Raw genomic sequence first — 18,452 nt, forward strand, 5'->3', positions numbered from 1 at the left:
AACGGATTTAGTATTACCTAGCACAGTTGAGACAATCACAGTTACAGTAGCGGCTGCAATTAAGCTAAATGCTAACTGAACTACCCATTGTGTAGCTTTTTGATAGTTATCGAATTTTTAGTTAAATTGCTCAAGTTACTTTTTTAATTCTCGTAACTCAGTGAGTATCTGTTGTTGGTTGTCTTGAGTATCCTCAGTTGTCAATGTCATGGGAAATTCAAGGGTTTGTACTGTTTGCTATTTCAGATCATAATCTATCTTGATTGATAACCCACGATGATTAAAGTTAGCGGTGCGTTACACTACGTTAACGCACCCTACAAGATCAGCGATCGCAATTTTTCGATAATAATCGCATAACGCACGATTTCTATTCCTCAATTATTTGATTTAATTTTTCCTTGAAAATCGTTTCTATTTCTTTATAGGACATCGTTTGAGGTGCGGGATAGTTAAACCCGTCTTTTTTTCGGCTTAATAATACTTCCAGTGCTTCACTAAAAATAGCTTCTTCGTTTCGATGTTCCGAAAGATACTGACGGAGTTCTGCGTTAGTCATTTCTGAAGGTGATTTTTTCATAATTCAAAGTTCCAATTTCCCTGTTCATCGATTAAAATGATTAGAAAGTAATTGACAGATAAAGATAGCGGTATTTTTCTATCAAGGAAAAGTTTTGTAAATTTCTCTACGATGTGCGACTCGTTGACAGATGATGGTTTGATTGGGTTTATCAATAGTCAGGCCAATCCTATAATCTGCAACTCTAATTTTATATTTATCTTTATGTCCTTTCATTTTATCGAGATAGTCTAATTCAAAAGGATTGTCAGTTTCTAACTGGTAAAATACGATCAACTCAATACGAGATTGTATGTGCTTTGGCAAAGAGGTTAATTCTTTTAAAAATCTCTTGTTGTATTCAACCTTCTACATTTTTATTTTTAAGCAATTCTAAATATTGTAAGGCTTTTTCTTTGTCTAGGATTTGATCATTTTCAACTTCTTCGATGAGTTTTCCTAGTCCGTAATCCTCTAGGATTTCTTCGATTTTTTCAAATTCAGCAATGGGAATTTGAACGGCAATCGGCTTTTGATCTTTGTCTAATACATAGCTTTTGTTAATTTCTAGCATTTGGTTCTCTCAATAGTATCATTTTCGCTATTTTTTGTCATGTTTTGGGCGGTATTTAACCGAACTAATTTTCTACCACTTTTCGCTTGTCTCTCCCTCCAATCGGCGCAAATCGCTTTTATATCGTAGTTGAAAGACTTGGCGTGTTCTTCTCTAATCTTATGAATTTCTTCGAGTATTTCATCTTCCCACATAGCTCATTCTCCCATTAACTCGTAAGGTGTACAGATTAGCGGTAATTTGTAGCCGAAATCCGCGCATATATTGAGAAGTTTTTTCTGAATTTGAGCATTAGTAATATGTTTACAGTTCCATGTTAACAGATAAAAGTCGCGGACAGGATGCAGGTGATCGGTTACGCTTCAATATACTCGCAATAGGTGGCTGGTTGCGGAATTGGCAGACCTTCCTCTTGTAATCCATCCAGATGAAATTGAATTGCTTCTTTCATATTTTCTGCGATTTCCTCTAGGGTTTTACCGGTAGTAACACAACCGGGTAAATCAGGAACATAAGCAGAATAGTTATTTTCAGCTTTTTCGATAATAATCGCATAACGCATTAGTTATTGTCTCCTTCTTCTAGATATTTATTCAATTGAGCTTGTTTGAAAATACTCCGTAAAGTCTTAATCGCTAAATCATCGGACAGCTTACCCGGAACAGTAACTAAACCTGATTTCAGAGAATGTTTGAATTGTCGGTGGCTTCCCCTTGTTCTCGATAAATACCATCCATCTTGTTCTAGTAATCTAATTACATCTCTAACTTTCATGTTATATCTGATTCTTAAAAATTGGCTGTAACCTTTATATGTTACATTTTACAAGTCTCGACGCGAGAGAAGAATACCCCCCTTACCACAACAAAAACCAACCCCATCAAAATCTCCCTAAACCACAAAACCGGGAGGTGTCCTAGGGGTGCTTTTAGGTCAAAAGTAACATCTTTGTAGTATATCCAGATATTATTCACTCGCCAGCCTACCCTATCTCCGAAAGCGTCCCAAACTCTTTCATTATACTCCCGCGTCCCACCGAGTTCGCGGTAGATTTTCGCCTGCACGGAAAAACCAAAGCGACCGCCACTATATTTAACCCATAATTGGTCAATGGTTCGCAAATCCTCGCAGGGAAAATTATCGATATCCTCTACCCGTAGCCATCCTTCTTTTGTTCGGTTGGCAGCCTGTAGCATCACTGTTACGGTTTCTTCGTCCGCTTGCTTCCATTGCTGCCGTTTTAATAAATCTTCTAAGTTCCGATAATCGATTCCTTTGGCGCTTTTAAGTTCGATTTCTGGCGGTGCTGCGGGTTTCGGGGTTTCTGTTATCGTTTTCGCCGACTCGCCATTTATCGGTTCCGTTTTAGGGGAAGGTGGGACGGGTTGTTGTGCTAATTTTCGATTAATTCTGTCGTAATCTTGCCAGTATTTAGGTCTGGTTGTATCCAAAGCCAGAACTCGTCTCATCAACTGTCGCGCTTCCTCTAGCTTTCCCTCCACTTCCAACTCTAAAGCTTCCACTCGCAATAACTCTATATCGGGAGTCTTTGCCTGTTTCGGTAACAGAATCAGATGATTTTTATAATGCGGTTCGACAATAGAATGGAGAGTTTGCGGGGGTTTGTTGTGTTGTCGGTTGATTTCTGGAATCCTTTCGCGGAGACGATTACAGAGTCTTTCTACTGTAGCGCAGTTATTTTCCCCTTGGATTCGTAAAGCCTCTAGAAGTGAATAGGTAAAGGAACCCTGTTGTAGTTCGGGAATTTCGTAGGATTCCTCCGTCGGACTACAGGAAGCGATGGTTATCACTCCCTGTTGCTTTTGCCAGCCTACGGATTTATTGCTAAAATCGTTCTCGTTGCGACAGGCATCGAGAAAGAGAATGATATTATCTGCACCGCATCTCCGTAAACGTTGGGTAACGTAATTGAGGGGAATGGTCGTCTGTTCGATTAAGGTCGGGTGTCCCTCGCTGGGAACGAGGTAATCCTGTCCCTGATGGCGTAATCCGTGACCACTGAAGAAAAACCAGAAATTATCGCCGGTTTCTAAGCGTTGCGACTCGAAAAAGTCTTGCAGGAAAGCCATTAGGTTTGTGTACGTCGGTTTTGTCTCCTGTTGGGAACCATTCGGCGCGGTTATTGGGTCAGACTCATCGGTAAACAGGAAAACTTCGTCAAAATTAATTTCGTCACGACAATAACGCGCCATCTCTACCGCGTCCTGCTTGGCACATTTGAGCGGTTTCAAGCGCTTGTATTGATTTATCCCGATAAATAATCCCCAGTTCGCCATTAGTCTGCAGTCGGTGTGTTTTTCTCGTCTCGCTTGAATTTTAAGGTTAATCCGCCTTTGGTGCCAGTCTTAATCCCCGTCCCTAACAATTTTACTTCACCTTCTCCGGTAATCTCTACGCAAAGCTCTACTTCATCGAGTTTAAAACCGGTTTGTTGGTTGACCTGTTTCTGTGCTTGATTGAAGACTTTGCCGATAAGCTGGAGAAAATGGGAGAGTTCTGTCTCTAGCTTCTCTATGCTCACTTTTACGCCGCGAGTCGCAGCTTCGGTGATAATTTTCCTCGTGTCCCAGGGATTGTCATAGGTGTCGTTTCCTTTGGCATCTTTATCGGGGGTGACGGGGGTATCTTCTGCGGTGATAATCCAAATGGTTTCTTCTGGCATAGCGTTCTCGTTTTTCGGCAATGGTTCTCCTTTATTATTCTAGTTACCCATTGCTAACTCACCTATAGAGATAGGGGTTAATAGTCCCAAAAAAGGCCGACGAGTGTAAAGTGCGTTAGAAGGCAACCAATTCTTTTAAAAAACCAACATTAACAATCCGCACCCCACCCAGCAACTTTATTGTTAAATTTATGTTTCTGTCTTGGCTTATTTTGTTAGCAAGAACAGCCGAGAAACCTATTTTCCGCTACAATCGGAACAGCGCTGTACTGCTTGCTCAATCAATGCTGACCCTCAAAACGAGTAAACTAACCCTTGCGGATGTTCAACGTCATCTCCATTTCCAAGAAAAGCTTGAGGATGTTTCATTTACAGAGCTTTTAACATTGGAAACCGTCAGCGACGCAGAAAAATTAGAACTTGTTCAAATCCGCAACGATTTTCGACCCTATTTGATGGAAGATAAAGCATCAGAAGGACAAGTTAAAGTTTTAACCCTATTTCCCCTATTGTGGTTAGCGGGTTTTTATCGTTATCCGATTAAGATTAGGGTTGAAGAAGGGATTGATAATATTATCCTTGTGGATGAAGATAAAACTATTAGCGGATGGTTTGATATTGTCACGGTGAATAATTCGATAGCAACTGTCAATGATATCCCTTTTTGGATTTTAGTCATTGAAGCTAAAGAGAGTGGAATCGAAGTGCGTCAGGGATTACCTCAATTATTGACTTATGCCTACAATAGCTTAGAAAGACAACCCTCAGTTTGGGGATTAGCGACTAATGGCTTACAATATATGTTCGTCTATCTCAGACAAGAAACTAACCCCACTTATCAGATAATGCCAGAACTTAATTTAATGTATCCTGAATCAGCAATTAATCTGCTCCAAATTCTCAAGGCAATGGGTCAGCTAATTTTAGAGATATAAATTAGGACTCAAACAAGCTATAATCTCCTAGTATTTTACTGTCTATATAGGGAATTAAAAGCGTCTTGAATAATTACCACTATCTAAAACTCCTAAGTCAAAAATAAACTTAATTAAGGTGTCGATTGAACGAGAATGAATTAGTTGATGCTTGCTCAATATCTAACCAAGACTCGATTACAGAATTAACCACAGCAGCTACGCAGGAAATCGCTACACTATTACCGGTTAATTTTCGCATAGTTTGATAACTGCCGACAATTTGATAATCATCGGGAAAACCTTGTAAACGGAGCATTTCTCTTGCTGTTAAGCGTCTTTTCCCATCCACTAACAAATAATTATAGGATGCTCCTGCTCGCAAGGCACAGGAATAGGGATAAGCGCTGACATTTCCTCCTTTATTTTCGTGCCAGATAGTCGGTTCACTATAAGGTTTTTTTCCCTCTCTTTTCAGCAGGCGACTTTTTTGAATTTTTTCGGAAGCATAATAAAAATCCGAAACATTTTCCTCTAAGATTTCTGTTAAACTTGTTCTAGATAAAGCTGGTTTTGGCCAGATAAAACCCCTAGTTTCTCGGAAACCAACGATAAAAATCCGTTCCCGTTTTTGCGGTAAACCAAAATTAAGCGCATTCAAAACCCGATAATCGGTATAGTAATCTAAATCTTGTAAAGTATCGAGAATAACTTGCAAGGTTTTTCCCTGTTGATGTCCCTGCAATTGCTTGACATTTTCCAGAATAAATGCTGCGGGTTGTTTGGCTTTTAAAATGCGAGCAATCTCAAAAAATAGCGTGCCTCTGGTATCTTCAAATCCCTTTAAATTACCACAAATACTAAAGGGTTGACAGGGAAATCCCGCCATTAAAATATCATGATTGGGAATATCTAGGGCAGCGATTTCGGTAATATCTCCCCGGGGTTGGTCGCCAAAATTAGCCTGATAAATTGCCTGAGCATCTTTATCTATATCACAGGAAAAAACACAATCAGATTCTAAGTTTTTTTGGCGACAAACTTGTTCAATCGCCACTCGAAACCCTCCCAAACCACAAAAGAGGTCAATAAAACGAATTTTTTTACTATCTTTCAGGAGATTCATCGATAGTTGAGATTGTAGCGATAGGGATATTATCTTTGATTTTAACTTATTCAAATTTCACCAAAGAGCGGACGGTAAATATTTCATTGGCGCTTGAGAGTAACAAACTGAAAACAGTCGTCATCCCTGGAGACATACACAAAAAAATGATGGTGGGTTAAGCTTCTTGAACCTCAGTTTTCTAGGAAATCACAGCGAAGAATAACAGAATTATATAATTTGAAATTCATCCTGTTTAAGATTTTGAATTGATTCAATCTTGGAAACTTCTACAGCGATAACTGTATAGGCTTTTCCCTGATTATTTAACACTTCTAAAACATAGCCATCCTCTTGGCCTTCGGGTCGAGGACAATAATCCACGATAATCGCGTGAGTGCCACGAGACAAATTAGATTCTGGCAAATCTTCGGTTAATTGAACTTCGGAAAACATATCAAATTTCATAGTCTAACTCTTTTAATCTGGTAATAAAGTCACAAATCTTGTTTCTTTCGTAAGTGAGTCGATAATCCAATAGGTAGAGACTCGTAAGTTTATCCCGTTCACCCCTTGTAAAAGTCCTTTAATTTCATAAATATCACCGAACTTTGTTTGTTTATTTAAGGTGGCCTCGTTGAGAAGAATACGTCTTAAATCTTGTTCCAATACCTGCCAGTTGTCTAAATTATATCCTGCTTGTGCCAGAAAGCCTGATTTATCATCTTTGGGTTGTAAAACTAGCAAATACCGGGTTAATTTAGCTGGTGGGATTGTCGCATTGGGATTTAAATAAGGCATTTATATTGTAATTTAGCCAATTTCTTTATAGACTTCTATAAAATAGATTTTACAGTATATGCGGGCAGTATTGCCAGGCTTTTTCTTTGTCTAGGATTTGATCATTTTCAACTTCTTCGATGAGTTTTCCTAGTCCGTAATCCTCTAGGATTTCTTCGATTTTTTCAAATTCAGCAATGGGAATCTGAACAGCAATCGGCTAGGGATTCTAGATTTGATAACTGCGGTGGATGATTAGCATTCCATGCCAGAGCTTGATCTAATTTTTCTCGAAAAGGCGATCAATTTATCCAGTCTTCATTTACAGGAGAGCGATCGAGTAAATTTTGATAAAACTCATTCCACAGTTGACCCCATTCTTTTATATCGATAACAACTGCTGTTTTTTCTCCTGTTTCATCGACAATATACTGAATACCTTTCATGATTTAAATTGTTGTGAGATGGATATTAATCGATAACTATATTTTAATCGATTCACGAGAAGATATGGATTTTGCCAGTTCTTGTCTAGCATCTTCCGATAGAGAACAACCAAAATCTAGAATCTCGATTAAAACTAACTGATCGTCCTCGGAATAATGTAATATTGTTTTCCCTTCCTCCTCTGCGTAAGCAATTGGATTATTGTTTAACTCAATTAATAAAGCATCCACATCTGGGCTATAGTGTATCTTGTTCATATCGGGATATCCTACCAGGGTAAAGGGTGATGATTAAGAAAAAAGCACTGAATTCTCGATAAACTACTCGAATCACTAAATTATCATTGAACTTTTTTTGTGCGATTCGCTTGTTGTCTTCAGAGATTTCTATTTTGTCAGGAAATTGTACAGTTTCGAGGATAAATTCAGGAGTGATAAAAATTCCACGAGCGGATAGCAAATTCAATTTGATTCTAGAATGCTCACTAAATCGAACTTCTTTCATTTATCCAACCAATATTATATCGGCAACCTGTGACAGGCATCGAAACCCTATCAATTTTTTCGATAATAATCGCATAACGCACGATTTCTATTACTCAATTATTTGATTTAATTTTTCCTTGAAAATCGTTTCTACTTCTTTGTCTGACATCGTTTGAGGTGCGGGTTCATCGAATTGGAAGTTTACGAACACGCACAGAGTCATCGCTGATAGTAATTGCCGCACCTTCTGTCAGTTCCGTTTCCACAGTCAGTAAAACATCTAGAAGCCTTTGAGCAACTACATCAGGTCTGGCAGAAGATAACCGTAATGTAATCAAGCTAGGCAGTCCATAATTATTGAGGGCTACCAGCAGGGAAAAGTCTAAGTCTTGTGTTAAAATAACTTGACCTTCCACTCTGGCAAGTTCCAAAATCTCCGCGTCGGCAGCAGTGGCAGGTAAAAAGTCTGTAGTGCGTACTATGTCGTAGCCCTGTAACCTTAAAGCCGCAACTGTCAAAGGGGAGATATGAACATCAGCCAGTAAACGCAGACTACTCATGCCGAAGTGAAGCTAACGATATAATCGGATACAGCCCAAGCTGCATAATTAAGAGCCTGACGAATATCTTCCTCCTCTAACTCTGGATAAGCCTCTAAGACTTCCTGAATAGATAACTGACTAGCCAACAGTTTCAGAACAAATCCCACAGTGATACGCATTCCTCGAATCGTTGGCTGTCCAAGACATATTTGTGGATTAACGGTAATACGGTCTAGCTCTTTAATCACTGTGGAACTCCTGAGATAAACTCCTCTTATATTGTTACATACAGCAATGAATTGTTATCGCTTTAACTCTTGTGTTGGCAATGAATTGGCAATTAATCAGAATTAATCTCAGGTGCGTTACGCCATCGGGCGCACCCTACAAAATCGGCGATCGCAGTGTATTTTAGGATTTAGGGCAGATTTCAAAAACAAGTTGTGAACGATAGAAGCAGACATCAAATTCTAGAAAAAAATTCATCCGACCCAGTAGTAAAGGTGTATTATCAGACAAGCTCCAAGCAAAAACCAGCCGAACTGGGTTGAAATTACCAATCTGTGCCGAAACCAGTAAACCTCGCGCCTCCATCGAAGCCAAATTACCAGCTAAGATGACAGAGGTTGTCTGCTCTTCCCAAATCGCACCAAGTTGAACTCCAGCGCTGTACGGTAAGACATTAACACTTGCACCCGTGTCTAACAGTGCTGAAAACTCTACCGAGCTATCTTGGTATGTCAGAGATATAGGTAGTTGAGGCAAGGCATCGGGGACACCAAACCCATCGAATCCTTCGGTAAAGTTAAATCGTTGGGCGTTACGCATTGTGCGTTGCTTGTTCCGAATCTAGGAGTTGAGCAAGTTTCTGCGCCGCTGCGTGTGAATTAAGCGGCGACGAGAGTAAATATGTTGCTCCTGGCTGTAGGCTTGGCTCCTCGTCCTTACTTAGTTCTGCTATCAGAAATTGCATCACCTTCAACTTGTCTGCACGAGGCAGACTTCTCAAAGTAGGGAATAGCTCTGCTATAGTCATCTGGCTTAGAGGATTGCATTACCTTTCCATTTTCTCATAAAGCTATCTATTCACCGTGCAAATTTCTCATAACTGAGCCATTTTCGATCCAGTATTGTTTCGTTCCACCCCACCTACAAGATCTGAATTTGAGCGTTGGCAATATGTTTACAGTTCCATGTTAACAGATAAAAGTTGCGGACAGGATGCAGGTGATCGGTTACGCTTCGATATACTGGCAATAGGTGGCTGGTTGGGGAATTGGCAGCCCTTCCTCTTGTAATCCATCTAGATGAAATTGAATTGCTTCTTTCATATTTTCTGCGATTTCCTCTAGGGTTTTACCTGTAGTAACACAACCGGGTAAATCGGGAACATAAGCGGAATAGTTATTTTCAGCTTTTTCGATAATAATCGCGTAACGCATTAGTTATTGTCTCCTTCTTCTAGATATTTATTCAATTGAGCTTGTTTGAAAATACTCCGTAAAGTCTTAATCGCTAAATCATCGGACAGCTTACCCGGAACAGTAACTAAACCTGATTTCAGAAAATGTTTGAATTGTCGGTGGCTTCCCCTTGTTCTCGATAAATACCATCCATCTTGTTCTAGTAATCTAATTACATCTCTAACTTTCATGTTATATCTGATTCTTAAAAATTGGCTGTAACCTTTATATGTTACATTTTAAAAGTCTCGACGCGAGAGAAGAAATACTCCTTCCCCCCCCAGCACCCAGCAAAACACCCCTCCAGCAAAAACACCCGCAGGGAGGTGTCCTAGGGGTGCTTTTAGGTCAAAAGTAACATCCTCCAGTGATATCCAGCTATCATTCACTCGCCAGCCTACTCTATCTCCGAAAGCGTCCCAAACTCTTTCATTATACTCCCGCGTCCCACCGAGTTCGCGGTAGATTTTCGCCTGCACGGAAAAACCAAAGCGACCGCCACTATATTTAACCCATAATTGGTCAATGGTTCGCAAATCCTCGCAGGGAAAATTATCGATATCTTCTACCCGTAGCCATCCCTCTTTTGTTCGGTTAGCTACCTGTAGCATCACTCTTGCAGTTTCCTCGTCCGCTTCTTTCCATTGCTGCCGTTTCAGTAAATCTTCTAATTTCCGATAATCGATTCCTTTGGCACTTTTAAGCTGAATAGATGGGGGAGTTTGGGGAACGGAAATAACGGGATTAACGGGTTTTTGAATAGTTGTCTGGGGTATAGAAACCGATGTTTTTATCTGCAAAGCTTGCAACACTTCCGAAGCGGATTGATAGCGTTTTTTCGTGCCAAACTCGATTAATTTATCCAGAATATTCCCTGAATCATTACTAACAGGATTATTAACCAACCACTGTCGCCATACCCATTGGTGTTCCCCCCCATCGAATAAATCAAAGGGAGATATTCCAGTTAATAAATAAATGCAAGTTACACCCAAACTATACAAATCACTGGCATTAACTGCCTTACCATTTCCCTGTTCTGGTGCGATGTATTCCGCAGAACCGATAATTGTTCCCGTCATGGAACGATTTAAAGGACTGACAAATTTTGCTGCGCCAAAGTCCACTAAAATCAATTTATTATCGCTTTTTCTGCGAATAATATTTTCGGGTTTAATGTCGCGATGAATTACTTGTTTACTATGAATAAATTCTAGAATCGGTAAAATCTCTGACAAAAGATGTTTAATTTTGGCTTCGTTAAATACTCCTTCCTCTTTTAATTCTTGTTCGAGATTTTGTCCTTCGATATATTCCTGAACGAGATATTGTCGCCCGTCATTAGCGGTAAAATAGGCGTAAAGTTCGGGGATTTGTGGGTATCTTCCCAAACTATCTAAACGAATCGCTTCTTCTTTAAATAATTCTGCTGCTTTTTGTAAAGTTCCTGTTCCCTGTGCTGACGGGAAAAATTGTTTAATCACACAATAGGGTTTTGAAGGTTTATCCTCATCTATCGCTTGAAATGTTTTACCAAAACCCCCTTGACCGATTAATTTTAGCGCTCGATAACGTTCTCTGAGCAGTAATTGAGAACCGCACTTATGACAGAATTTATCCGTGGGGGTGTTTTTGTGCGAACAATCGGGATTGAGACAGAGACTCATAGCCGTTTGACAAGTATGGGAAGATTAACACTTATTATAGAAAAAGAGGTGACAGGTAGCAATTATTGTAGGTTGGGTTGACGCAAGGAAACCCAACAAAGAGTAACCTTTGGGGTGGTTGGGTTTCGCTTTTTCAGTCGAATTAAGCCATTTTCGACCCAGTATTGTTTCGCTCAACCCAACCTACGAGGCTCTATCTTATGACAGAATTTATCCGTGGGGGTGTTTTTGTGCGAACAATCGGGATTGAGACAGAGACTCATAGCCGTTTGACAAGTATGGGAAGATTAACACTTATTATAGAGTAACCTTTGGGGTGGTTGGGTTTCGCTTTTTCAGTCGAATTAAGCCATTTTCGACCCAGTATTGTTTCGCTCAACCCAACCTACGAGGCTCTATCTTATGACAGAATTTATCCGTGGGGGTGTTTTTGTGCGAACAATCGGGATTGAGACAGAGACTCATAGCCGTTTGACAAGTATGGAAAGATTAACACTTATTATAGAAAAAGAGGTGACAGGTAGCAATTATTGTAGGTTGGGTTGACGCAAGGAAACCCAACAAAGAGTAACCTTTGGGGTGGTTGGGTTTCGCTTTTTCAGTCGAATTAAGCCATTTTCGACCCAGTATTGTTTCGCTCAACCCAACCTACGAGGCTCTATCTTATGACAGAATTTATCCGTGGGGGTGTTTTGGTGCGAACAATCGGGATTGAGACAGAGACTCATGGCTGTTTGACAAGTATGGGAAGATAAGCCCTATTATACAAAAAGAAAGCAAGCTAGGGCGACTCTAGTGGGCAAATTTTCTCTGATAATTGGTTGAAAATATCGATAAAAATAGGTGAGTTAGCAAAGCGTAACCCACCCGATATCTATTTGCGGTTTTAAACCGTTTCTACCAAGGGACGGGTTAACTTATCCAACTGTTGGGTTAACAGACTCAGGAATAAACCCACATCGGTGACGATACCCACGGATTCTACAGAACCTCGATCGCTTAATTTTGTCACCACGGCCGGGTTAATATCAACACAGACCATTTTCACCCCCGCCGGTGTCATATTGCCCACACCGATGGAATGGAGCATACTAGAGAGCATGAGAATCATGTCTGCACCTTGAATTAAGCGCGAATATTCTTCCTGTGCTTTAATTAAATCCATCTCCGTATCCGGAAGCGGACCATCATCGCGAATTGAACCAGCTAGACTGAAGGGGACATTATTCTTGACGCATTCATACATTACACCTTTTGTCAATACCCCGGCCGATACAGCTTTGGCGATGCTGCCGTGGCGACGGATGAGGTTGATAATCTTGAGGTGGTGACGATGGCCACCGCGCACGGGGATGCCTTTCTGCATATCTACCCCTAAAGAAGTACCCATGATCGCCTGTTCCATGTCGTGAACTGCGATCGCATTTCCCCCCAGTAAAGCGTGAACGTAACCATCGCGGATTAAACGGGAGAGATGTTGCGCTCCTCCAGTGTGAATGACCACGGGACCTGCCGTTACTACCACTTTACCGCCCTGGTCGCGAATTTTACGCATTTCCCAGGCAATCTGCTCCACGGTTAACTCGACTCGGCGCTCGCTGGAAACCCCCGCACCCATAAAGGTAAATTCCTGGGTGCTGTTGCGTTGTTCCCTGGATTCCGCCTGTCGGATAGTACGGATGCCCTCAACTCCCACCATAACGCGATCGCCAGCTTTTAAATCCCGCAGCAGAGTACATTTCGCCGTTTTGCCTTCCGGACTTTCAGTGACGACGATGGCTGCATCCATGCGTTGATTTTCCACCCGCACCCATTCACAGTTAACCCGCACTTCCGTGGGATAGATGGTGCTGACATAAAAATCATCGGGAGCGACCCCATCTTGAGCGACAATGGCGGTATTGACATCACAGATTTCTTGGGGACGAGCGGCCGCACCGAGGTCGATCAATTGTACCATGATCTCCTCCATTACCTCGTGAGAGGGTGCAGAAACGCGCACTTCGGCCGAGGAGGTACTTTGGCGCTCAATCCCTAAGGTGAAGTTTAAAACCTTGAAGCTGCCCCCATTTCCCACCACAACATCGAGAGCTTTATTCATAATTCCCGCGTCGAGCAGATGACCTTCTAGCTGGAGAATGCGACTTTCAATGGTGACATTAGCGTGATGGTCTGGAATTAAGGGTTCGGTGGTACGCAGGGTTAAACATTTGGCGGCTCCTCCTGCTTTTAAGAACTCCGTCAGGGGAGTTTGTACCACTTCAAAGCTTTTTGACGCTAACTTATGTTGTAAATCGTCACTAATTTTATTCATGACGATTACTTGACCAATATTTACTGCATTACAAGCAAAGTTAACCGCATCGGCTTCTTCAACGATAATGCGTTTTTCTTCGGGAATTTTTAACTCAATTAACCGATTAGAATAGGCATCAAAAGCATCGGGATAGTAGAGTAGATAACCGCCACTAAGGGGACAAAAACAGGTATCAAGGTGATAGAAACGTTCATCGATTAAACGTAGGGATAAAACCTCGATATCGAGCCATTTAGCGATTAAAGGGTGGGAATCTAACTCAGTTCTGAAGCCATATCCTGCCCATAACCAACGTCCTTCCCGATCTAATAATGCGTCTCCTGCACCTTCAAAGGGTAAATCTTTGGGCAGTTCGTGAACTGTAAAACCGTTATCTTCAAACCACTGTTTAAAATAGGGTTCTTCTCCCTGTCTTTCTTTGTGTAAAAAGCGACTGAGAACGACTATTTTTTCCAGAACTAAACCTGCATTAGCGGTAAAAACCATGTCGGGCCAGCCTTTTTCTGGTGGGACTAAATCCACGAGCGCCCGATCTTTGAGAACATGATAAAGCTGCTGCCATTGTTGCCTAGCTTTTTCCTGGGAAGATTTGTGAATGTTGCCCTCCATCCAAGGATTAATCACATAATCCACATCGTAATGATCGGGAGAACACATCAAAAAGCGAATAGTTTCAGTCATATTTTTTGACAATGAATATTCAGTATAAGTAGTCTGGAGATAAGTTTAGACCAATCTTCCATTATACTCCACTTTGCCCCGAAATGTCACTAGGCCTAAGATTAGGACAATTCCCGTTCTACAAGCTAAAAACAGCCCGGTTTTAGCCGATAACTGACGGCTAGAAGCTTAAATTATTGTAAATCCTGATGTTTAAATAACCCCATAAATTTCGATTTGCGTCCATGTTCCTTAATTAAACTTTCCCGATAAGTTTGCCATTCTTCCCGTCTTCCCGACATATAATCAGCCATTTAATTGCTTCTTCCTAGGGATCAGCCCTTTTTTCGTCGAGTATCTTTTCCGCAGCAGGACGTACATGATCGATCAACCAGTTAGGATCGACGGTAGCAGCCGCATCCATTATCCGCCAAATTAGGTGAGACTGCACATAGGAATTATCAGAAACGACTTTAATTGCATCTCTAACTAGGGTTTGCGGCAAAAAGTTTTTCGTGGGGGTAGGGTGTGGGGTGTGGGGTGTGGGGTATAGGGTTTTACCGATTTTGAGGGGGTCAATTACCTAATTTTCAGGGAAAAAGTCCCTGAATTTTCCCCCCGATCACTCCCATATTTGGTACTTTTTGATTGACAAAAAGTCTAAAAGTCTTACCCAGCAAGGTTTTTAGATTTATTCAGCAAGTCCTAACTAAATTTTCGTGGAGAAATATATCGATCTTAGCCTCTGTGGAACGTCCACCGCTAAACCGGTTGGGTTGACCCAAGGAAACCCAACAAAAAGTCATGAGAGCAGGGGAATAGCGATCGCCATTCGGGAGAAGAATAATGTCTGGGGGAAGTTCAGTTATTAACCGAATTAAGCTGTTTTTGCAGTGCCACAATGCGATCGCTTGTAGCCGGATGGGTGCTGAGAATTGTCGGGGTAGAACCCCCCTGTTGTGTTAATTTTTGCATAAAGGAGATCATCGCCGTGGGTTCATAACCAGCCCTGGCCAAATTTGTTAAACCCAGTCGGTCCGCTTCTAATTCATCCTTGCGACTATTGGGCAGATTATAGGCGAGATTAACCGCCAATTGTACCCAAGTTTTTGTCTCTAATCCCGCCGCACTGAGAAGTCCTTGGGCGAGGGCAGTATTGCGTAATTGGGTGATAGAATGACGACCAACGATATGGCCGATTTCATGGGCAATCACGCTGGCTAATTCGGCCTCATTATCAGTAGTTTTAATCAATCCCGTGTGTAAATAGACAAATCCGCCCATAGTTGCGAAGGCGTTAATGCTATTGTCGCGCACCACTTGAAAAGTGTAGGGAAGGTCAGGGCGATCGCTAGTTGCCGCTAATTGCTGCCCGATTTCTTGGACATATTGGTTAATTCTGGCATCTTTGGACAGTTTCACCTTACCTGATTCTAATAAACCTTGATTAATCTGCCTACCGATGGCGACTTCCTGCTGAGGAGAAATAGTGGAGAGTTGAATAACTTGCACACCCCGAAAAAGTAAATCCATCCACGAGAGCGCGGAACTGTTTTGGGGATTGATAATCCCGATACTCAGGCTGAGCAGCAGAGAAATTATTGTTAATAGCCAAAAACGGGAGAAAATAAGGCGCATAGACGATTCGATCCCATAAAAACCTCATTCTTATTCTAGACATTGTCTATCACCCTTTGTCTGTTACTGTCCCCGATTGGTTTGATAGACGTAAAAGTTAAATAAATCGAATAAACTGCCAACAAAAGCAAAAGTAACAGCGATGGTTAACATTCCTTGTAGGGGATAACCGTCACCGAAAATGGTTAAAAATTGCAGAATTTGGCTAAAAACAGTCTGAGAAACCCAAGTAAAGCCGGGGACGTGACTGGTGGCGAATAAAGCAGTTAAAATCGAACCCACCAGGAGGACGGGAGCAACAAAACTTAATAGGGTGGAAAATAGCAGAGAACGGAGCAAAGTAAGCATGGGTGCTGATCTCCAGAGAATTGGGGGGCGATCGAACGGGAATAAGAATTTATACTCGCTCCCCTCTAGGATATACGTTCATCTCAGCTAGGGGCGGTTTTTTAAAAAATCTTAAAATATCATTAAGATTCTTGGTTAAGAAAAATATAGCAGAGGAATTCCCCACAGGAGCGTACACCGGTATGGATGCAGCGACTGCCTCCTTTCCGCTTGCTCAAATCCCGTGCTATAACGTTGACCATTAACTGCCCGAAGCGGATAAAACCAGAGGATGATAGAAAAGTTAGAATTACCCTTTCATCTATGACCCTAGATATTATCCCCGAAGGGGAAGAACGCAAAGTAGAAGCTGTCAGTAGTGCCGCTATTGATGGGGCGCCGATCGCCTATATTGTCGTCTTAGCGGCCATTGTCACTACCCTTTCTTTTATTCCCTTCTCCATTGTCCTCGCTTCCGGCGGTAGTATGCCCCTCAGTCAAGCGGTTTTTCCCCTTTTGGGTTGGTTACTCGGCCCGATCGCTGGGGCGATCGCTAGTGGCATTGGGTCCTTAATTGGGGCTTTTCTTGCCCCCTACACGGCAGGAATTCCCGCTATTTCGGTCTTTGGGGCAATTATAGCCAGTTTTGTGGCGGGAACGATGGTTTTAGGCAAAAAACGCCGTTATTGGTGGTTAGGATTGACGTTAATTTTTCTGATTCCCCTGTTTATCTACGCTAACCGGGCGATCGGACTGAACGGCATTTCGCCACAAGTCTTTATTGCTGGCGCTTTCGTCGATTGGTCGGCTTTGGTATTATTTATCCTACCGACCCGGACTCTTTTTCCCCATTGGATCAAAGGTAGCAATTTAGCCCTAGTAGCGGCGGGAATTTTTGGGGGTACCTGGACCGCCAGCGGCCTCTCCCATTTAGGAGCCGTCGCCATTACCTACTCGATTTTTAACTGGCCAGAAGAAGTCTGGATCGCTTTAATTGGGATCGTTCCCATAGAAAATCTGATTCGTTCCCTCGTCGGTATGGTGATCGGTTGTGGTGTCATTGCCGGTTTACGGGCGATCGGTCTGGTTAAATCAAGAGAGGCGATCTACTAAAATGGAAGTTTTCCCTTTGGGGAGTGGGGAGTAGGGTGTCGGGGCGGACACAACGGTAAGAATTCTGGGGTCGCGTCCAACCCGACACCGAAAAAAAAGAGAACTAGCGTTTTAGCCAACTCATCATCGCCCGCAGATCTTGGCCGACTTCTTCGATCGAATGTTCTGCTTCTTGACGACGCATAGCGGTGAAACCCGGTTTACCAGCTTGATTTTCGAGGACAAACTCTCTGGCAAATTGTCCCGATTGAATTTCCAGGAGGATTTTCCGCATTTCGGCCTTAGTTGCTTCCGTCACCACCCGCGGACCGCGAGTGTAGTCACCGTACTCGGCTGTATTGGAAATACTATCGCGCATTTTGGCTAAACCGCCCTCGACGATCAGATCGACGATCAGTTTTACCTCGTGTAAACACTCAAAATAGGCTAATTCGGGCTGATAACCGGCTTCTACGAGGGTTTCAAAGCCAGCTTTAATTAAAGCACTTAAACCGCCGCATAATACTGCTTGTTCGCCAAAAAGGTCGGTTTCTGTCTCCTCGCGGAAAGTGGTTTCCAAAACCCCGGCCCGAGTGCCACCAATACCTTTAGCGTAGGCCATTGCCCGATCGCGTGCTTGGCCGGTAGCATCTTGATAGACGGCGAATAAACAGGGGACTCCTTGACCTTGTTCGTAGGTGCGACGGACGAGATGGCCCGGTCCTTTGGGGGCAACCATAACCACATCGACATTATCCGGGGGAACCACTTGACCGAAATGAATATTAAAGCCGTGGGCAAAAGATAACACCTTGCCTGCGCTTAAATTCGGGGCAATTTCGTGGAGATAAATCGTTTTCTGCACTTCATCTGGTAAGAGGATCATGATCCAGTCGGCAATTTTAGCGGCTTCGGCCACATCATAAACCGGAATACCGGCTTCTTTGGCTTTGATGGCCGATTTACTGCCGGGATATAGACCAACAATCACATTAACGCCACTATCCTTGAGATTTAATGCGTGGGCATGACCCTGGGAACCATAACCAATAATAGCGATCGTTTTCCCCGCTAATAAGTCTAAATTGGCATCCTCATCATAGTACATTCGTGCCATCGAACTCGCTCCTTAAATTTTTTTGTCACTGTGCAAACTCCTAATTATACGCGAAAATCACGCCCGTCAGAAGCATTTGATC

At 42.2% G+C, this 18,452-nt stretch carries 26 protein-coding genes and 4 pseudogenes; 2 read left to right on the forward strand and 28 right to left on the reverse strand.

Annotated elements, in window-relative coordinates; translation table 11 throughout:
• Positions 1-370 precede the first annotated feature (370 nt).
• From ACQY1Y_RS13680 to ACQY1Y_RS13715, 8 genes are all read right to left on the reverse strand, one after another.
• Positions 371-580, reverse strand: a complete 210-nt coding sequence (locus ACQY1Y_RS13680) for a DUF6887 family protein (protein WP_002734197.1) — start codon at positions 578-580, stop codon at positions 371-373.
• A gap of 81 nt (positions 581-661) precedes the next feature.
• A complete protein-coding gene (locus ACQY1Y_RS13685; protein ID WP_036397062.1) occupies positions 662-886 on the reverse strand; it encodes a type II toxin-antitoxin system RelE family toxin in 225 nt (74 codons plus the stop codon).
• Between the two features lie 34 nt (positions 887-920).
• Positions 921-1,133, reverse strand: coding sequence for a hypothetical protein (locus ACQY1Y_RS13690; RefSeq protein WP_002743287.1), 213 nt, complete (start codon positions 1,131-1,133; stop codon positions 921-923).
• Positions 1,127-1,327: a hypothetical protein gene (locus ACQY1Y_RS13695; RefSeq protein WP_016516387.1), complete on the reverse strand. Its 201-nt coding sequence runs from the start codon at positions 1,325-1,327 to the stop codon at positions 1,127-1,129. Before ACQY1Y_RS13695 ends, ACQY1Y_RS13690 begins: the two co-directional genes overlap by 7 nt.
• A gap of 161 nt (positions 1,328-1,488) precedes the next feature.
• A complete protein-coding gene (locus tag ACQY1Y_RS13700) occupies positions 1,489-1,695 on the reverse strand; it encodes a type II toxin-antitoxin system HicB family antitoxin (RefSeq protein WP_002792160.1) in 207 nt (68 codons plus the stop codon).
• Positions 1,695-1,907, reverse strand: a complete 213-nt coding sequence (locus ACQY1Y_RS13705; RefSeq protein ID WP_002775450.1) for a type II toxin-antitoxin system HicA family toxin — start codon at positions 1,905-1,907, stop codon at positions 1,695-1,697. Before ACQY1Y_RS13705 ends, ACQY1Y_RS13700 begins: the two co-directional genes overlap by 1 nt.
• A 41-nt stretch (positions 1,908-1,948) precedes the next feature.
• Positions 1,949-3,430 (reverse strand): GUN4 domain-containing protein, encoded by a 1,482-nt coding sequence (locus ACQY1Y_RS13710; protein WP_430012954.1) that lies wholly within the window; start codon positions 3,428-3,430, stop codon positions 1,949-1,951.
• The gene (locus tag ACQY1Y_RS13715) at positions 3,430-3,816 is read right to left on the reverse strand and encodes a Pepco domain-containing protein (RefSeq protein ID WP_069474594.1); all 387 of its coding nucleotides are present in this window, start codon (positions 3,814-3,816) and stop codon (positions 3,430-3,432) included. The genes ACQY1Y_RS13710 and ACQY1Y_RS13715 overlap by 1 nt, the downstream gene beginning before the upstream one ends.
• Before the next feature lie 284 nt (positions 3,817-4,100).
• Between ACQY1Y_RS13715 and ACQY1Y_RS13720 the strand changes: the two genes are divergently transcribed.
• A complete protein-coding gene (locus tag ACQY1Y_RS13720; protein WP_430012955.1) occupies positions 4,101-4,751 on the forward strand; it encodes a restriction endonuclease subunit R in 651 nt (216 codons plus the stop codon).
• Between the two features lie 109 nt (positions 4,752-4,860).
• Here ACQY1Y_RS13720 and ACQY1Y_RS13725 read toward each other — a convergent pair whose 3' ends face one another.
• The 19 genes and pseudogenes from ACQY1Y_RS13725 to ACQY1Y_RS13815 all read right to left on the reverse strand — a co-directional run bounded on the left by ACQY1Y_RS13725 (position 4,861) and on the right by ACQY1Y_RS13815 (position 16,182).
• Complete coding sequence (locus ACQY1Y_RS13725; RefSeq protein WP_430012956.1) at positions 4,861-5,856, reverse strand: DNA cytosine methyltransferase; 996 nt, start codon at positions 5,854-5,856, stop codon at positions 4,861-4,863.
• 210 nt (positions 5,857-6,066) lie between these two features.
• The gene (locus tag ACQY1Y_RS13730; protein WP_002731660.1) at positions 6,067-6,303 is read right to left on the reverse strand and encodes a DUF4926 domain-containing protein; all 237 of its coding nucleotides are present in this window, start codon (positions 6,301-6,303) and stop codon (positions 6,067-6,069) included.
• Between the two features lie 12 nt (positions 6,304-6,315).
• Positions 6,316-6,636: a DUF6883 domain-containing protein gene (locus ACQY1Y_RS13735; RefSeq protein WP_024968524.1), complete on the reverse strand. Its 321-nt coding sequence runs from the start codon at positions 6,634-6,636 to the stop codon at positions 6,316-6,318.
• A 49-nt stretch (positions 6,637-6,685) separates the two neighbouring features.
• Positions 6,686-6,832: a hypothetical protein gene (locus ACQY1Y_RS13740; protein ID WP_238560409.1), complete on the reverse strand. Its 147-nt coding sequence runs from the start codon at positions 6,830-6,832 to the stop codon at positions 6,686-6,688.
• A pseudogene (locus ACQY1Y_RS13745) lies at positions 6,807-7,061 on the reverse strand (hypothetical protein). Before ACQY1Y_RS13745 ends, ACQY1Y_RS13740 begins: the two are co-directional and overlap by 26 nt.
• Before the next feature lie 36 nt (positions 7,062-7,097).
• Positions 7,098-7,319 carry a DUF2283 domain-containing protein gene (locus ACQY1Y_RS13750; RefSeq protein WP_002769518.1) on the reverse strand — a complete coding sequence of 74 codons (222 nt, stop codon included), beginning with the start codon at positions 7,317-7,319 and terminating at the stop codon, positions 7,098-7,100.
• Between the two features lie 413 nt (positions 7,320-7,732).
• The gene (locus ACQY1Y_RS13755; protein WP_002733650.1) at positions 7,733-8,107 is read right to left on the reverse strand and encodes a DUF5615 family PIN-like protein; all 375 of its coding nucleotides are present in this window, start codon (positions 8,105-8,107) and stop codon (positions 7,733-7,735) included.
• Positions 8,104-8,337, reverse strand: coding sequence for a DUF433 domain-containing protein (locus ACQY1Y_RS13760; protein ID WP_002775448.1), 234 nt, complete (start codon positions 8,335-8,337; stop codon positions 8,104-8,106). The genes ACQY1Y_RS13755 and ACQY1Y_RS13760 overlap by 4 nt, the downstream gene beginning before the upstream one ends.
• 163 nt (positions 8,338-8,500) lie before the next feature.
• Complete coding sequence (locus ACQY1Y_RS13765) at positions 8,501-8,917, reverse strand: aspartyl protease family protein (protein WP_430012957.1); 417 nt, start codon at positions 8,915-8,917, stop codon at positions 8,501-8,503.
• 407 nt (positions 8,918-9,324) lie between these two features.
• On the reverse strand, positions 9,325-9,531 hold the full coding sequence (locus tag ACQY1Y_RS13770; protein ID WP_002769524.1) for a type II toxin-antitoxin system HicB family antitoxin: 207 nt from the start codon (positions 9,529-9,531) through the stop codon (positions 9,325-9,327).
• Positions 9,531-9,743: a type II toxin-antitoxin system HicA family toxin gene (locus tag ACQY1Y_RS13775; RefSeq protein ID WP_430012958.1), complete on the reverse strand. Its 213-nt coding sequence runs from the start codon at positions 9,741-9,743 to the stop codon at positions 9,531-9,533. Before ACQY1Y_RS13775 ends, ACQY1Y_RS13770 begins: the two co-directional genes overlap by 1 nt.
• A gap of 48 nt (positions 9,744-9,791) precedes the next feature.
• Positions 9,792-11,219, reverse strand: a complete 1,428-nt coding sequence (locus ACQY1Y_RS13780) for a GUN4 domain-containing protein (protein ID WP_430012959.1) — start codon at positions 11,217-11,219, stop codon at positions 9,792-9,794.
• A gap of 197 nt (positions 11,220-11,416) precedes the next feature.
• Positions 11,417-11,482, reverse strand: a pseudogene (locus tag ACQY1Y_RS13785) (4-Cys prefix domain-containing protein); the annotation flags it as partial.
• A gap of 136 nt (positions 11,483-11,618) precedes the next feature.
• A pseudogene (locus tag ACQY1Y_RS13790) lies at positions 11,619-11,684 on the reverse strand (4-Cys prefix domain-containing protein); the annotation flags it as partial.
• Between the two features lie 197 nt (positions 11,685-11,881).
• Positions 11,882-11,947 (reverse strand): annotated as a pseudogene (locus ACQY1Y_RS13795) (4-Cys prefix domain-containing protein); the annotation flags it as partial.
• A gap of 158 nt (positions 11,948-12,105) precedes the next feature.
• The gene (locus ACQY1Y_RS13800; RefSeq protein ID WP_430012960.1) at positions 12,106-14,217 is read right to left on the reverse strand and encodes a TIGR00300 family protein; all 2,112 of its coding nucleotides are present in this window, start codon (positions 14,215-14,217) and stop codon (positions 12,106-12,108) included.
• Between the two features lie 307 nt (positions 14,218-14,524).
• Positions 14,525-14,701: a hypothetical protein gene (locus tag ACQY1Y_RS13805; RefSeq protein ID WP_430012961.1), complete on the reverse strand. Its 177-nt coding sequence runs from the start codon at positions 14,699-14,701 to the stop codon at positions 14,525-14,527.
• Between the two features lie 356 nt (positions 14,702-15,057).
• Positions 15,058-15,834 carry a M48 family metallopeptidase gene (locus tag ACQY1Y_RS13810; protein WP_002775455.1) on the reverse strand — a complete coding sequence of 259 codons (777 nt, stop codon included), beginning with the start codon at positions 15,832-15,834 and terminating at the stop codon, positions 15,058-15,060.
• A gap of 63 nt (positions 15,835-15,897) precedes the next feature.
• Complete coding sequence (locus ACQY1Y_RS13815; RefSeq protein WP_002775456.1) at positions 15,898-16,182, reverse strand: hypothetical protein; 285 nt, start codon at positions 16,180-16,182, stop codon at positions 15,898-15,900.
• A 303-nt stretch (positions 16,183-16,485) separates the two neighbouring features.
• Here ACQY1Y_RS13815 and ACQY1Y_RS13820 point away from each other — a divergent pair, with 303 nt between their 5' ends.
• The gene (locus ACQY1Y_RS13820) at positions 16,486-17,274 is read left to right on the forward strand and encodes an ECF transporter S component (protein ID WP_024971296.1); all 789 of its coding nucleotides are present in this window, start codon (positions 16,486-16,488) and stop codon (positions 17,272-17,274) included.
• Between the two features lie 103 nt (positions 17,275-17,377).
• Here ACQY1Y_RS13820 and ilvC read toward each other — a convergent pair whose 3' ends face one another.
• Positions 17,378-18,370 (reverse strand): ketol-acid reductoisomerase, encoded by a 993-nt coding sequence (ilvC, locus tag ACQY1Y_RS13825; protein ID WP_004158090.1) that lies wholly within the window; start codon positions 18,368-18,370, stop codon positions 17,378-17,380.
• Positions 18,371-18,452: the final 82 nt, after the last annotated feature.

The sequence above is a fragment of the Microcystis ichthyoblabe FBCC-A1114 genome (assembly GCF_050500245.1).
Taxonomy (GTDB): Bacteria; Cyanobacteriota; Cyanobacteriia; order Cyanobacteriales; family Microcystaceae; genus Microcystis; species Microcystis ichthyoblabe_A.